Raw genomic sequence first — 14,405 nt, 5'->3', positions numbered from 1 at the left:
CTCCTCAGTCGAGCGTGATGCGGGCGATCAGCGTCGGCAGCGTCTGGCAGCGCAGCAGCCCGTCGAGCGTCCGATGTTCGGCCAGCCGCAGGGTCAGCGCGCAACCGAAGGAATTCACCGCCAGTTCGGTCTGCGCCAGCGTGCCGATGATGCTGGACGAACGGGCGATGCTGTAGCCGGGCGCCCCCAGCTTGCCGGCCAGCGCCCCGTTGACCGGACTGAACCCGTCGATCTCCAGCGTCATCGGTCCCAGATTCTGCACCACCACCTCGGAACTCGGATCCTCCTTGGTGGCGTAGAGCTGGACCGGCACGGCGCGGTGGCGGGCGATCCAGTCCTTCAGCGCGAGGTTGGCGACCACCGGGTCGCGGCTTTGCAGCGCGGCGTCCATCGCCGTCTGGCGCAGCGCCGGGTCGTTGCCACCCAGCGCCGCTTCAAAGGCGGCCAGCCGTGCCGCGCGGTCCGTGCCGGTCAGCTTGCCGCGCAGGTCGGCGACCTGGGCGATGCGGGCTTCGACCGCCCGGCGCTCCGTTTCGGCGCGGGCGGCTTCGGCCTTGGCGGCGGCGGTCTGCTGCGCCAGCCTTTCCTCCTCGCGCCGCCGGCGCTCGCTGTCCTCGGCCAGCCGCTGGGCGGCGTCGCGGTCGAGCTGCTCGCGCAGGCTTTTGGCCTCAGGCGTGCCCAGAACGACCGTGCGGCCGGGCAGTTCGGCGGCCGGCTTGCCGATGCCGTCGAGCAGGCCGGGGGACTGTGGCGTCAGCGCCACCGTCCAGCCGCCGGCACCGTGGGTGGCGAGCGCCGTCGCCACCCAGCTCTTGCTCAGTCCGGCCTCCGCCGCCGGGCGCAGGAAGGTCACCGGCCCTTCACGGCTGTCCACCAGATAGGTCGGTCCGCCCAGCACCAGCTTGGCGCTGACCCGTGCCGCCACCTGCGGTTCCGAAGAGTGCGGTTCCGGCAGTGCTTCGACGCTCAGCGACTCGATGCGCCAGGGGGCGGGCAGCAGCGCTTCTATCCGCGCACGCAGGAGGGAGTCGGGGATCGTTTCGACCGTGGGAACCTTGGCGGGGGCGGTGGCTTCCGCGGCCCAGGCGCCCTCGACCGGCGCACCGAGTGCGACCCAGCTGGCGATGAGAGTTGCGCCCAGGCTCACTCCTGGACCTGCCCTGAAGCCCGGCCCGGCACCGGCTGCGATGCGGGCCGCGAATCGTCCGTTCCCCGGTCGCTTCATCGCCGATCCTTCCCCCCCGAGTCCGCCGTCCAATGTCCGCCGTCCGGCACTGGTATAGCGAAGGTTCCGGACAAGGGAAGCGGCTTTTCCCGGCAACCTGTCGATCTGTGGTTGGATGGAATACCCGCCTGCGCCGGATTGTCGCGTCAATCCGCACCCATGGGTCGAATTGGACTTGGACGCCACACGCCACTTGCAATATGGTCACACAAATGGATGTATTGGCCCCGTATCGAGAGATCGGGACACGCAACGGATGGGGAACGGGGTTTCCGATGGAGGGCACGGGCGGAGGTAAAGACGGACCGGGGCTGCTCTGCCGCAATGTTAAAGTGAGCGGCCGCCGAACCAGTTTAAGAATGGAGCCGTACATTTGGGATTCGCTGAAGGAAATCTGTGAGCGCGAGCAGCTGACCCTCAACGAAATCTGTACCCAGATCGACGAACGGCGTGGAGAAGCGAACCTGACTGCCTCCATCCGCGTCTTCATCGTCAGCTATTACCGCACCGCAATCGGTCAGCGCGGTTTTTCGGAGGATGGCCAGTCGCCTTTGCTGCGCAGGGCGATGGACGACGCCGTCCCGCTGGACTGACGGAATCGGGTATGACAGGGGCAGGTGCGACGGGAGCGGGCGGTGCGCTCCCGTCCACCGGGTTTCACCAGCGCAGGCTGGGAACCGCATAGGTCGGCATGTGGCCCGACGCATCGGCCAGGGCGCGCAGGTTGACCGGATCGACCGCAGCCCCCCAGGCCGCGCCGCCCAGTTCCTCCTGGTGAATGCCAGCGGTGACCAGCGCAACGTCGACTCCGGCGGCATTGGCGCCGGCCACATCGGTGCGCAGGCTGTCGCCAACCGCCAGGATGCGGCTCTTGTCGGCGATGCCCAGCAGCTTGAAGCAGCGCTCGTAGACGGGGGCATGGGGCTTGCCGTGCTGGCGCACGTCGCCGCCCATCTCCTCGTAGCGGGCGGCCAGCGTACCGGCGCAGATCACCAGCATCGGCCCGACCATCACCACCAGATCGGGGTTGGCGCAGATCATCGGCAGACCGGCGGCCAGGCAGGCGTCCAGCTGAGGCTGATAGTCCGCCACCGTCTCGCCGAAGGTGACGATGCCGGTGTTGACGACGAAATCCGCCTCTTCCGGCGTGGCGGCAACCTGATAGCCGAGCCCGGAGAAGACATCGATGTCGCGCTCCGGTCCGATATGGTAGAGGCGCCGGCCGAGGGCGGCGTGCCAGGGATCGTCGCGGTGGCGCAGCGCCTCGTAGGTCGCCTCGCCCGAGGTCATGACATGGTGGTAGCGCTCGCGCCCCAGCCCCATGCCGTCCAGCTTCTCGATCACGCCGTGGGTGCGGCGCGGCGCATTGGACAGCAGGCAAATCGTCTTGCCGGCTGTGCGCATGCGGTCCAGGCAGTCGGGCACGCCGGGATAAGGCTGTTCGCCGTCATGCAGCACGCCCCACAGGTCCAGGATGAACCCGTCATAGCGGTCGATGACCTCGGCGATGCCGGAAATCTGTCGGATGTCTGCCATGGTGTCCGGTCGGTTTGATGGGAAGATAAGGATCGGATTGCGTCGACAGGCCGATCTCAGCGTGGTTGCAGCAACTCCGCATAAACCGCCAGCGTGTCGGCGCACATGCGGTCCTTGGTATAGCGGTCGGCGACGAAAGCCATGGCGCGGGCGCCGATGGCGTCACGTTGCTCCGGCGTCAGCGACAGCGCCTCCTCCAGCGCCCGGGCCAGCGCGTCGGGATCGTCCGGCGGCACCACCCAGGCGGTTTCGCCGGGGACGACGGTCTCCTGATAGGCGCCGATGGCCGATACGACCACCGGCTTGCCCATTGCCTGCGCCTCGACGATCACCCGCCCGAAGGCTTCCGGCTCGCGCGAGGCGGAGACGACCACGGTCGACAGCAGGTAGGCCGCGGCCATGTCGCTGCAATGGTCGGTCATCCTCACCACGCCGCGCAGGCCGGCATTGGCGATGCGGTTCTCCAGCTCTTCCCGGTAGCCGGTGCGCCCCTGGTCGGAGCCGACCAGCAGGGCCAGCACATCCTTGCGTCCCAGCTTGGCCAGCGCGTCGATCAGCACGATCTGGCCCTTCCAGCGGGTCAGCCGTCCGGGCAGCAAAATCACCGGCCGGTCGTCCGGCAGGTTCCACTGCTTGGCGAGCGTCACCAGCCGCGCCGGGCTGACCCGGTCGGGGGCGAAGACGCCGCGGTCGATACCGCGGTGGATGACGCGCACCCGCTGCGGATCGACCGGGTAGTTGCCCAGCACATGGTCGCGGATGAAGCCGGAGATGGCGATCACCCGCTCGCCGCGTGCCATCACCGAATTGTACCAGCGCTTCAGCCGCCCGCCGACCGGCCCCGAACCGAAATTGTAGGGCGCGTGGAAGGTCGTCATGTAGCGCGCACCCGTCTCGCGGCAGGCCAGCCACGCACTCCAGGCCGGCGCGCGGGAGCGGGCATGGACTATGTCCACCTTGTGCTCGCGGATGATGGCGGCCAGCCGGCGGGCGTTGCGGCGGATGGTCAGCGGGTTCTTGGAGGCCAGCGGCAGCGTCAGATGGGCGATGCGGGCGCGGTCCAACTCCCGCACCATCGGGCCGCCCTGCGACGCCACCAGGGGCGTGCCACCGGCGGTCTGCAGGGCGAGTGCCATGTCGATGCAGCCGCGCTCCGCCCCGCCGGTGACCAGCGTCGGCACCACCTGCAGCACCGTCGGCGCCCGCCCGCCCGGCCAATGGTCTGGCCAAGGGCCGGCGGAAGCGTCCTGATGGGCGTCTGCGTTGCGTGGGGAATGGTCGGTGGTAAGGTGGGGGTCGAAATCCATGATGCCGGCTGCTCGCAAGGGGCGGCCCGGGACCGGCCGCGGGGCCCGGCAAGCCGGCGCCCCATCGAGCCCGGTGCCCGACCGCGTGCCGGTGTCCGTTGTCGAAGGTGACCGTATGACCGAAACCGCAGCCCAACCGGGCGGCGCGCACCATAGCCTAACGCGCGGTGCCGCGACCATAGCCTATCACCACACCCCTGCCGGCCCGTCCGGGCGGGGCAAGCCGGGCGTGATGTTCCTTGGCGGCTTCATGTCCGACATGACCGGTGGCAAGGCAACGGCCCTGGAAGCCTGGGCGGTGGCGCGCGGCCTGTCCTTCACCCGCTTCGACTACCAGGGCCACGGCGCTTCCAGCGGGCGGTTCGCCGACGGTACCATCGGCCTGTGGGCCGACGATGCGCTTGCGGTGCTGGACGAGGTGACGACCGGGCCGCAGATCCTGGTCGGCTCGTCAATGGGGGGCTGGATGATGCTGCTGACTGCGCTCCGCCGGCCGGAGCGGGTCGCCGGATTGGTCGGCATCGCGCCGGCCCCCGATTTCACCGAAGACCTGATGTGGGACATCTTCGACGCCGACATCCGCCAGCGGATCATGGAGGTGGGCGTCTGGAACCGCCCGTCGGACTACGGTCCCGAGCCGCAGCCGATCACCCGCGCCCTGATCGAGGACGGCCGCACCCATCTGCTGCTGCGCGGTCCCATCGCCTTCGACGGCCCCGTCCGCCTGCTGCACGGCCAGCGCGACCCTGACGTTCCATGGCAGTTCAGCCTGAGGATCGCAGAGGCGCTGACCGGCGACGATGTCCGTGTCACGCTGGTGAAGGACGGTGACCACCGCCTCTCCCGTCCCCAGGATCTGGATCTGCTGTGCCGCAGCGTCTGCGCCCTGGTGGACGAGTTCGGCGGATGAAATCGGAGCGGTTCGGCGTGCCGCCAAAAAAACATCGTCCGCGCGAAACAGAGGCTTGCATCCCCGCGAACCTCTGGCTATAACGCGGGCCTCTGCGGAGGGGTGGCCGAGTGGTTGAAGGCGCACGCCTGGAAAGTGTGTATACGTCAAAAGCGTATCGAGGGTTCGAATCCCTCTCCCTCCGCCACTAAGTTTCCGGGTTGAACCCGCAAAAAAGGCTCAGCTGACAAGCTGAGCCTTTTTCGTTTTGCGCTGCTCTTCAGTGAACCGTCCGCAGCCGTGATCCAGCGAACCCAAAATAGAAAAGCCCGCCCCGCACCTGGCGATTGCCGGTGCGGGGCGGGCTGTGAGTCGTTTCCGGTGCCTGGAACGAAAGGGGGAGTTCCCCCTACTTCGACCGCGACACGCGGCGCAGGAAGTCGATGAACTGCGCCTGCTCTTCCGGGGACAGGTCCTTGACCATGCCCTGGTCATGAGCCTGGACACGCGGGATCAGGTCGTCCATCAGCGTCTGGCCTTCCGGCGACAGGCGCAGCGCGTAGGAGCGGCGATCGTTGGGCGACGGGGCGCGGACGACGAGGCCGCGCGACTCGAGCCTGTCGATCACGGCGACCATCGTCGACCGGTCGATGCCGACCGCCGTGCCCAGATCGGACTGCGACAGGCCTTCATTCTCCCGGATCATGATCAGCACGCCGAACTGGCCGGGCGTGATGTCATGCGGAGCGACCGCGTTCTGGAAGCTCTGGAACACCGCGACCTGAGCCTTGCGCAGGTTGTAACCCACAAGCTCGGGAAGGGGGCCGAGGGCAAGCTTGCCGTTCTTTCCGGGCCGCAGACGCGACCGCCGGTCGGCGGGGGTGGAACGCTCGTTGTCAGTCACCGTGGATGCCATATTTTGGATGAATTATCGGATGAACGGATAAAATGCGGGCATGGCTCTCGTTTGTCAGCAAGAACTGAGCAGACGATAGGCTATGCATACCAGATATGCGCATAGCGTATTGGTGGGCGGGCGCACAAATTCCATCTTGAAGAGTCAAGAAGTGATCGACGCCGATTCGACGCCGATCGCCCGTCCTGCGGTTTCCCCTGCCGCGCGCGGGTTCCCGAATCGGAGCTTCCGACGCCCGGTCCCCCCCAGACCGGGCGTCTTCGTTTCCAGCCGGCCCCCTGAACCTCGCCCTGGTACGCTGAAGTGCTTTGCAGGGCAGGGCGGATGGTTGGGCGCTTGGTCCGTTGGCGGCTTTCGGGTTAGCTGTTCGACAGTGTCCCAACCAGAGAGCCGATGCCATGGCCTTCGCCATTCCCCTGTGGTCCCAGCCGGCCGTCCCCGTCACGGGCGGCGATCCGTTCCCGGTGCGGCGTATCTACTGCGTCGGCCGCAACTATGCCGCCCATGCGCGCGAAATGGGCGCCGATCCCGACCGCGAGCCGCCCTTCTTCTTCATGAAGCCGGCCGATGCCATCGTCGCCGACGGCGCCACCATCCCCTATCCCCCGAAGACCGCCAACCTGCATCACGAGATCGAGCTGGTGGTGGCGATTGGCACCGGCGGCCGCGACATCCCGGTCGACCGCGCGCTGGAGCATGTGTTCGGCTATGCCGTCGGGCTCGACATGACCCGGCGCGACCTGCAGAACGCCGCCAAGAAGGAAGGCAAGCCCTGGGACATGGGCAAGGGCTTCGACCAGTCGGCTCCCTGCTCCGCAATCCGCACTGTCGCCGACATCGGCCACCCGGCCAAGGGGGGCGTCACCTTGCAGGTGAACGGCGAGCCGCGGCAGAAGGGGGACCTGTCCGACCTGATCTGGTCGGTGGCGGAGACGATCTCCTACCTGTCCGGGCTGGTCGAACTGCAGCCGGGCGACCTGATCTACACCGGCACGCCGGAGGGCGTCGGTGCGGTGGTGGCTGGCGACGTGCTGACCGGTGCGGTCGAGGGCGTCGGCACCCTGACCCTGACCATCGCCTGAGCCGCCGCCGATGCGCATCGCGACCTGGAACATCAATTCGGTCCGCATGCGTCTGGACCTCCTCCTCCGCCTGATGGAGGAGGAGCAGCCGGACGTGATCTGCCTGCAGGAAACCAAGGTGGTGGACGCCGACTTCCCGCTCGCCCCGCTGGCGGAGCGCGGCTATGTCCATGCCCACATCCACGGGATGAAGAGCTACAACGGCGTCGCCATCCTGTCGCGCCTGCCCTTCTCTTCGCACGATGTCCAGCATTGGTGCGGCAAGCAGGACTGCCGCCACGCGCTGGCCCATCTGCCTGGCGGGATCGAGCTGCACAGCGTCTATATCCCGGCGGGCGGCGACATCCCTGACCCGGCGGTGAACGACAAGTTCGCCCACAAGCTCCAGTTCCTCGACGAGATGACCCACTGGCTCAGCACGGAACGGACACCCGACCGTCCGATGGTGCTGGTCGGCGACCTGAACATCGCGCCCCTGGAGCAGGATGTCTGGAGCCACAAGGAATTGCTGTCCGTGGTCTCCCACACGCCCATCGAGGTCGAGAAGCTGGCGGCGATGCAGGCCTCGGCCGGCTGGGTCGACGCCCTGCGCCGCTTCGTTCCGCCGGAGGAGAAGCTCTACACCTGGTGGAGCTACCGGGCGAAGGACTGGGCCGCCTCCAACCGTGGCCGGCGCCTTGACCATATCTGGGTGACGCCGCCGCTCGAAGGCGCGCTGAAAGGCATCAAGGTGCTGCGCGATGCCCGCGGCTGGGAACCCAAGCCGTCGGACCATGTGCCGGTGATCGTCGATCTAAATGTCTGATGGCTGACTGCCTGACGGGGGGAGGGGGCGGTCGCACCCCCTCGCTCCGGTAAAGCCTTACTTGAGCAGGCCGATGTTCAACCGCAGCAGTTCCGGCGTGCCGTCCCTGGTCAGCCGGAACCTGTGGGCGCAGCCGTTGCGCAGTTCCTCCGGCGGGTCGTCGCGCATGTCCCAGCCGGTGGCGAGCGCATAGAGTGCGCGCAGGATGCCGTTGTGTGCGACGGCACCGGTCGGATGACCCTCCGCCGCCAGATCGGCGAGCCAGGAGCGCAAGCGGGCCTGCACCTCGCGCGGGCTTTCACCGCCGGGTGCCTTGAAGTCCAGCCCCAGCCGGTCGTGGCGGGCCGGCATGCGGCCGTCGGCGCGCAGATCCTCGGTGCGCTGGCCTTCCCACTCGCCCCAATCCATCTCGACGATCCGCGGTTCCGGCCTGGGATCGAGCCCGAGCAGCAGGGCGGTTTCCCAGGCGCGGCGCTTCGGGCTGGCGACCCAGCGCAGTCCGGCCGACTCGGGCGGCAGACGGTAGCGGGCGACCCGTGCGCGGCCGGCGTCGGACAGCGGCTCGTCGATGCTGCCCTGGATGCGCCCTTCGGCGTTCCAGGAGGTCGGGCCGTGGCGGAGGATCAGCAGGGTGGTCATGACGGTACCGGGACGCGGGTGATGGGGAGGCGCCGGCAGTCTAGCGCTTCACCGTCTTCTGCACCGGCATTTCCTTTACCTGGGCCAGGGCAACGCGGACGCGCGACAGATCGGGCGGCGCGAGGGCGGCCGATTTCCCCGGAGCCTTGGTCGGCTTGGCCGGAGGCTTGCCCGCTTTGGCCCCCGCATCGGCCAGTTGGACGCGGCCTTTGCCGCTGCTCTTCTGGGCCAGCGCCTGGGACTTGGCGCGGGCACGGGCCTGCGCCTCCAGGATCTGCGGCGCGCGCGGTTCGCCGGTCTTCGGCGTCCAGGTGCGGAAGGGGCCGGTGTCGACATGGACATGGCCGGTGTGGGCGTACATCGCGTAGCCGCCGCGCTGCATCGCCGCCGCCTCCTCCGCCAGACGCGATGGCGGGATGCCGGCGATGGAGAAGTCGGCCGCCTGTCCGCGCATGTGGTAGGAGTTCTCGGCGACGTTCGGGTTGGTGCGGGCGAGGCTGGCGTTGCTGGCGCTCGACCGGTAGCCCGATGTGATGCGGATCGGCGACTCAGGCGGAGCGCCGACGCGCTGGCGCAGTTCCACCAGCATGTCGACCAGGGCGGGATCGACCGGGATCACCTCGTCGCTGCGGCGGTCGCGGAACAGGACGGCGATCTCGCGCATGGCGGCCGGATCGTATCCGTCGCCGGGGCGCCAGTAGGTGACGGAGGTCGTCTCGCCGCTGGCGGGGTGGTGCAGCACCACGCCGCGCGGGGCGCCATCCAGCTTCGCGCTTTCCAGCGGTGGTGCGGTGGCGCAGCCGCCAAGCTGCGTCGCGACGGTCAGCACGGCAAGCATCCCCAAGGCACGACCGGTCATGCGCATCGCTTTCCCCCGAGCTTTGCACGTTTCAACGACCCCGCCCGCCCCAATCCAGGCGGGGTTGCACACCGATCTAATACCAAGATTGTCACAGGAGGCCAGTGTGACAAAGCAACCTGTGGCGCATTGAACACGCACAAGCGCTTTTGGTCAGTAGATCCAATTGTCGGGGATTCAATCGGTAAGAAGCCTGCCGGTTTTTACAGGGACAGTTCCATCCCTTCGCGGGCGACCAGCGAACCGGGGCGCATTGCCTCCGCCTCCGCCGCGATGACGTCCAGCGCGTCGTCGGTGCGGGCGGGATCGTGGTGGAAGATCACCGCGCGGCCGACTCCGGCGGCCTCGGCCAGCCGCAGGCATTCCTGCCAGGTTGAATGGCCCCAGCCAACGCGCGACGGATATTCGGCATCGGTGTAGGTGCTGTCATACACCATCACATCGGCACCGCGCAGCAGGTCCAGGATCACCGGATCGCGGCCCTCGGCCGGATGCTCGGTGTCGGTCAGGATGCACAGGCTGCGGCCACCATGATCCACCCGGTAACCGGTGGCGCCGTCGGGATGATTGAGGCGGCAGGTGCGCACCACGACATCCGGCGCCAGCTCCAGCGTCTGCCCAGCCTGGAAATCGCGGAACTGGCAGTCGGCGCGGAAGATCTCGACCGGCACCGGGAAAAGCGGTGCCGTCATCATGTCGGCCAGCACGGTGCGGAAGGGCCGCTCCGGCGGCAGATGGCCGGCCCACAGCCGAATCCGGCTGGCCGGATCGAAGGCCGGGGCGAAGAAGGGCAGGCCGCTGATGTGGTCGAGATGGCTGTGGGTCAGCAGCAGGTCGATGTTCACCGGCCCGCCGTCGCGCGACAGCGACTCGCCCAGAGGCCGGATGCCGGTGCCGCAATCGAAGACGATGTGGGTGCCGCCGCAGCGAACCTCGATGCAGGCGGTGTTGCCGCCATAGCGCACGGTTGCCGGGCCGGGCGATGCGATGCTGCCGCGCACTCCCCAGAAGCGCATGACAAAGGGGGAAACGCCGCCAGCCCCGTCCTGGGCTGGCGGTTGGGCGGGATTGATGGTGGAACGAACGGTCATGACGGCGCCATCGTGGCTGCCAAGCTTGTCCAAGTCTAGTAAATCTCTCCCGCCCTTATTCTCTTCCGGGCGACTCCCACGGATGGCGGCCAAGGCTTTCGAACGCGGCGTGTCGCGAGTCGCCACCCTACGAAGGGCATCTGTCCAAACCCATAAGATGTGGTAGGTTGGGGCCTCGTCGCGTGGTGCGCGGCATGACTTCTCTCAGGTCCCCGCGCGGGTGGGGACCGGCTCCGGCGGAACCCGACGCGGATGGATCCTGACAAGCTCGCCAAAGTCCTCGCCATGGCCGAGTCGGAGCATCAGGGCGAGGCGCTGTCCGCACTGCGCGCCGCCCGCATCATGCTGTCCCGCGCCGGGCTGTCCTTCCGCGATCTGGCGGAGCGTGCACGCACGCCGGTGCCGCCTGCTCCCGAGCCGCCGACCGTCCATCCGTCCGAACCCGCTTCCGCGCCGGCTCCGCCGCCGCCGCCGGACGAGCTGGTGCGCGGCCTGCGCCGGCAGGTGAAGGATCTGGAACTGGAACTCGCCACCCTGCGCCGGCAGCTCGACAAGGCGGCGGGCGATGCCGACCGCCAGCGCGAGGAGGCCGACCGTTGGCGCACACTGGCGCGCGAAACCGCGGAGAAGCTGTGGGACATGGGCAAGGCGCTGGAGCGCAAGCACTCCCGCCATGCCGACACCGACAAGCGGCGCGCCGTTCTGGAACTGTTGCAGGACCCCGGCAGCGCGCTGCTGTCGGATCGCGAGATCGCGCGCCGGGTCGGCGTTTCGCCGCACGACGTCGCCCATTGGCGCCGCCGGATGGCGATCGTCGGGCGCAAGCTGCGGCTGCTGCCGGTGGTGCCGCGCGGCCGCGGGCTGTGGGTCGGTCCTTCCGCCTGCGGCCTGGGCAGCACCCAGTCCAGGCTCCACGTCAAGCCCAATGCCAAGCCCCAGGCGGGCGAGCGTCACCGCTGGCTGGGTTTCGCCGGCGAGGTCACCATCGCCGAACGGGGAAGCCGGCGGGGGCTGGCCCCCGTCGGGCGGTGAGCGGCGGTCCCAGTCGGTCGGCGGTCCAAGTTGATTGGCGCCCCAGTCGATCGGTGGCTAGGGCACCAGACGATAGCCGCCGGGCTCCGTCACCAGGATGCGGGCATTCGACGGATCGGCCTCGATCTTCTGGCGCAGGCGGTAGACGTGGGTCTCCAGCGTGTGGGTGGTGACCGCGGCGTTGTAGCCCCAGACCTCCCCCAGCAGGGTTTCGCGCCCGACCACCAGGTCGCCGGCACGGTACAGGTATTTCAGGATCGCCGTTTCCTTCTCGGTCAGGCGGATCTTGCGGTTGGCGGCCTCGTCCAACAGCAGCTTGGCGCCGGGGCGGAAGCTGTAGGGGCCGATGGCGAAGACCGCGTCCTCCGTCTGCTCGAACTGGCGCAACTGTGCACGCAGGCGGGCGATCAGCACGCCCAGGCGAAAGGGCTTGGTCACATAGTCGCTGGCACCGGACTCCAGACCCAGGATGGTATCGGCATCGCTGGCGGATGCGGTCAGCATGATGACCGGGCAGCGCACGCCCTCGCGCCGCAGCAGCTTGCACACGTCGCGCCCATCCATGTCCGGCAGCCCGACATCGAGCAGGATGGCGGAAAAGCCGGTTCCCGCCCCGGCCGCCGTGCGAACCGCCTTCAGCGCGCCGGCGCCGTCGCCCGCTTCCTCGGTCTCGACCTCCTCCAGCAGCCGAAGCTGTTCTGCCAGCGACTGGCGCAGGGCGGTGTCGTCGTCGACCAGGAGGATGCGCTTTGCGATGGTCATGGGCTGTATGGGGGCTGCACGGGGCTGCGGCACGGGATCGGGGGGCGGATGCCGTCGGTGGCAGTGCCGAGGCCGCGCCTTAGTAGCATGGTGCCGGCTGATTGTCGTGATGGCTTGTGGCGAGAAGAGCCGGGCCTTTACAGAACCGCCAGCAGTGCCGCCGCCCCGTCCGCGTCCGGATCGGCACGGACGACCCGGTCGGGCTGAACGCCCAGCTCCCGCACGGCGGCGGCGACCGTATCGTCCGGCACCGCGATGCGGCGCATCAGCGCCAGTGCCCCCTGTTCCAGATTGCGGCGGGCCGCGGCCTCGTCGGCGGGCAGCGCGGGGTCTGCCCAATGCAGACGCTCGACCAGCGCGGTGAAGCGCAGGCGTCGGCTGTCGGCCGTCAGGCTGGCGGCGAGATTGGCCAGGGCGTTGCCGTCCAGCAGGACCGGAGCGCCGTCGGGCAGCCGTGCCAGCGCGACGTCGGCCGCCAGGATCGCCGACGGATCGACCCGCGGGTGTGGGCCGGGCAGGGCATGGATGGTGATGCCGGCTCCGGCGGCGCGCAGCGCTTCGACCATGCGGCGGCCATAGGCGTGGGCCGGAAGATCGGCCGGCATCACCAGATGCACGGAAGCGGGCTGGCCGGGGGGCGTCGAATGGATGGTCACGGGGGAAGGGCTCCCGGTTGAAGGGCTGTGGCTTTCATCCTAACGCCCAAGGTTCCGGCGGCGGATCGGCCCGTTGGAGGTGCCGACTCCGTCCGGCATTCCGTCCCGATCCGGTCCCAAAGGGTTCCTGGGCGGGAGAGGCTAGCGGGATCGTTGCGCCTTCGGCAACGGTGTGGCGCGCGGGAATCGCTGGACAGGGGCGCGCCACCTGCGCTTTGCTTCGCCCGCCGAACGCACCATGTCCCGTTTTTCGCGCCGGAGCCGGCGCACCCGCTACGCAAAGCCGCTGACGATGCAAGCCGAACACTCCTCCACCATCACCACGGTCACCCTGTCCGCGCCCGCGGCAGCTCCCAAAGCGGCTCCGATCGACGAGGCCGCCGTGCGCGCCGTCGACCGGGCTCTGGCCGCCCTGCGCCGGGGCGAGGTGGTGGCGATCGAGACGGCCGACGGCACCATCGGCGCCGCAGTCTCGGTGGAGTCGGTGGCGCTCGACACGGTGGACCGGCTGAAGGCGCTGACCGGCGGCACTCCCCGGCTGGCGGTCACCCGCCGCCGCGCCGTCGTGCTGGGGCTGGCCGCCGCCGATGCGGCGCAGCCTGCGAGCGACATCGTCGACGATCAGGCGCCCGGTGCGGCGGCGGAGGCATTCGGCGCCATGACGCTCGACCGGCCCGACGGGTTGACGGCCGACCAGGCCCATGCGCTGGCCGATCCCGAACAATATCCGCAGGCCCAGCATGCGCTGCCGGCCGGCCTGACCGCCATCGAGGCCTGCCCCGGCAGCCGCGAGGCCGCGGCGGTGGACCTCGCCCGGCTGGCCCGCCTGCTGCCCGCCGCCATCACCGCCGACCTGCCGTCACCGCTTTCAGGACGCGCAGCGGTCAGCGCTGCGGAGTGGGCGGCGGAGCATGACCTGCTGCTGGTGCGGGCATCGGACGTTGCCGATTACCGCGTGCATGTGGTGCGGACCCTGCGTCGCGTCGCCGACGCGCGGGTGCCGCTGGTCGGGTCGGAGAACACGCGCATCTACGCCTTCCGCCCGGCCGATGGCGGGCCTGAGCATCTGGCGATCGTCATCGGCGATCCCGATCCGGCGCAGCCGGTGCTGGCCCGCCTGCATTCGGAATGCTTCACCGGGGACCTGCTGGGGTCGCTGCGCTGCGACTGCGGCGACCAGCTGCGCGGTGCCATCGCCGAGATCGCCCGGCAGGGCAGCGGCGTGCTGCTGTATCTGGCGCAGGAGGGGCGCGGCATCGGGCTGGTCAACAAGCTGCGCGCCTACCGTATCCAGGACCGTGGCTTCGACACGGTGGACGCCAACGAAATCCTCGGCTTCGAGGCCGACGAGCGCGTCTATCTGCCGGCGGCGGAGATGCTGCGGCAGCTTGGCTTCGACTCGGTCCGGCTGATGACCAACAACCCGGAAAAGCTGCGCCAGCTCGCCCGCTGCGGCATCGCCGTGGTGGAACGTGTGGCCCACATCTTCCCCGCCAACGGCCACAACGAGGCCTATCTCCGCACCAAGGCGGAACGCAGCGGCCACATGTTCTGAGCCTTCAGCCCAACTTGGGCCGGCAAGGCAGGAATCGCCATGCCGGCCCGG

General features: G+C 69.0%; 15 protein-coding genes and 1 tRNA gene. 7 read left to right on the top strand and 9 right to left on the bottom strand.

Features of this window, described 5'->3' with window-relative positions:
* Nucleotides 1-4: 4 nt before the first annotated feature.
* Nucleotides 5-1,147: a hypothetical protein gene (locus tag TSH64_RS05240; protein WP_247872765.1), complete on the bottom strand. Its 1,143-nt coding sequence runs from the start codon at nucleotides 1,145-1,147 to the stop codon at nucleotides 5-7.
* A gap of 353 nt (nucleotides 1,148-1,500) precedes the next feature.
* On the opposite strand from TSH64_RS05240, the gene TSH64_RS05235 reads away from it, so the two are divergent.
* Complete coding sequence (locus TSH64_RS05235) at nucleotides 1,501-1,818, top strand: ribbon-helix-helix domain-containing protein (RefSeq protein ID WP_109095854.1); 318 nt, start codon at nucleotides 1,501-1,503, stop codon at nucleotides 1,816-1,818.
* Nucleotides 1,819-1,882: 64 nt separating this feature from the next.
* On the opposite strand, the gene TSH64_RS05230 is transcribed toward TSH64_RS05235, so the two are convergent.
* Nucleotides 1,883-2,761: a TIGR01459 family HAD-type hydrolase gene (locus tag TSH64_RS05230; RefSeq protein ID WP_109095853.1), complete on the bottom strand. Its 879-nt coding sequence runs from the start codon at nucleotides 2,759-2,761 to the stop codon at nucleotides 1,883-1,885.
* A gap of 56 nt (nucleotides 2,762-2,817) precedes the next feature.
* A complete protein-coding gene (locus TSH64_RS05225) occupies nucleotides 2,818-4,068 on the bottom strand; it encodes a glycosyltransferase family 4 protein (protein ID WP_109095852.1) in 1,251 nt (416 codons plus the stop codon).
* A gap of 115 nt (nucleotides 4,069-4,183) precedes the next feature.
* On the opposite strand from TSH64_RS05225, the gene TSH64_RS05220 reads away from it, so the two are divergent.
* Complete coding sequence (locus TSH64_RS05220) at nucleotides 4,184-4,978, top strand: alpha/beta hydrolase (RefSeq protein ID WP_109095851.1); 795 nt, start codon at nucleotides 4,184-4,186, stop codon at nucleotides 4,976-4,978.
* A gap of 96 nt (nucleotides 4,979-5,074) precedes the next feature.
* Nucleotides 5,075-5,165, top strand: a tRNA-Ser gene (locus tag TSH64_RS05215).
* Between the two features lie 201 nt (nucleotides 5,166-5,366).
* On the opposite strand, the gene TSH64_RS05210 is transcribed toward TSH64_RS05215, so the two are convergent.
* Nucleotides 5,367-5,861, bottom strand: coding sequence for a MarR family transcriptional regulator (locus tag TSH64_RS05210; RefSeq protein ID WP_244560711.1), 495 nt, complete (start codon nucleotides 5,859-5,861; stop codon nucleotides 5,367-5,369).
* A gap of 410 nt (nucleotides 5,862-6,271) precedes the next feature.
* Between TSH64_RS05210 and TSH64_RS05205 the strand changes: the two genes are divergently transcribed.
* Nucleotides 6,272-6,955 (top strand): fumarylacetoacetate hydrolase family protein, encoded by a 684-nt coding sequence (locus TSH64_RS05205; protein WP_109095850.1) that lies wholly within the window; start codon nucleotides 6,272-6,274, stop codon nucleotides 6,953-6,955.
* 10 nt (nucleotides 6,956-6,965) lie between these two features.
* Nucleotides 6,966-7,760, top strand: coding sequence for an exodeoxyribonuclease III (gene xth, locus TSH64_RS05200; RefSeq protein WP_109095849.1), 795 nt, complete (start codon nucleotides 6,966-6,968; stop codon nucleotides 7,758-7,760).
* A 57-nt stretch (nucleotides 7,761-7,817) separates the two neighbouring features.
* Here the strand turns inward: xth and TSH64_RS05195 are convergent, their stop codons facing one another.
* From TSH64_RS05195 to TSH64_RS05185, 3 genes are all read right to left on the bottom strand, one after another.
* On the bottom strand, nucleotides 7,818-8,399 hold the full coding sequence (locus TSH64_RS05195) for a histidine phosphatase family protein (RefSeq protein WP_109095848.1): 582 nt from the start codon (nucleotides 8,397-8,399) through the stop codon (nucleotides 7,818-7,820).
* Nucleotides 8,400-8,439: 40 nt separating this feature from the next.
* Nucleotides 8,440-9,258, bottom strand: a complete 819-nt coding sequence (locus TSH64_RS05190) for a DUF882 domain-containing protein (protein ID WP_247872764.1) — start codon at nucleotides 9,256-9,258, stop codon at nucleotides 8,440-8,442.
* Between the two features lie 203 nt (nucleotides 9,259-9,461).
* On the bottom strand, nucleotides 9,462-10,349 hold the full coding sequence (locus TSH64_RS05185; RefSeq protein ID WP_109452309.1) for an MBL fold metallo-hydrolase: 888 nt from the start codon (nucleotides 10,347-10,349) through the stop codon (nucleotides 9,462-9,464).
* 252 nt (nucleotides 10,350-10,601) lie between these two features.
* Here TSH64_RS05185 and TSH64_RS05180 point away from each other — a divergent pair, with 252 nt between their 5' ends.
* Complete coding sequence (locus TSH64_RS05180) at nucleotides 10,602-11,381, top strand: hypothetical protein (RefSeq protein ID WP_109095846.1); 780 nt, start codon at nucleotides 10,602-10,604, stop codon at nucleotides 11,379-11,381.
* A 57-nt stretch (nucleotides 11,382-11,438) separates the two neighbouring features.
* On the opposite strand, the gene TSH64_RS05175 is transcribed toward TSH64_RS05180, so the two are convergent.
* Both TSH64_RS05175 and TSH64_RS05170 read right to left on the bottom strand, forming a co-directional pair.
* Nucleotides 11,439-12,143, bottom strand: a complete 705-nt coding sequence (locus TSH64_RS05175) for a response regulator transcription factor (RefSeq protein WP_109095845.1) — start codon at nucleotides 12,141-12,143, stop codon at nucleotides 11,439-11,441.
* Nucleotides 12,144-12,280: 137 nt separating this feature from the next.
* The gene (locus TSH64_RS05170) at nucleotides 12,281-12,799 is read right to left on the bottom strand and encodes a glycosyl transferase (RefSeq protein ID WP_109095844.1); all 519 of its coding nucleotides are present in this window, start codon (nucleotides 12,797-12,799) and stop codon (nucleotides 12,281-12,283) included.
* Between the two features lie 292 nt (nucleotides 12,800-13,091).
* Between TSH64_RS05170 and ribA the strand changes: the two genes are divergently transcribed.
* Nucleotides 13,092-14,354, top strand: a complete 1,263-nt coding sequence (gene ribA / locus TSH64_RS05165; protein WP_199237755.1) for a GTP cyclohydrolase II — start codon at nucleotides 13,092-13,094, stop codon at nucleotides 14,352-14,354.
* Nucleotides 14,355-14,405 lie beyond the last annotated feature (51 nt).

Origin of the sequence: Azospirillum sp. TSH64 (assembly GCF_003116035.1) — a bacterium.
Classification (GTDB): domain Bacteria; phylum Pseudomonadota; class Alphaproteobacteria; order Azospirillales; family Azospirillaceae; genus Azospirillum.
This window is presented reverse-complemented; position numbering and strand designations above follow the sequence as displayed.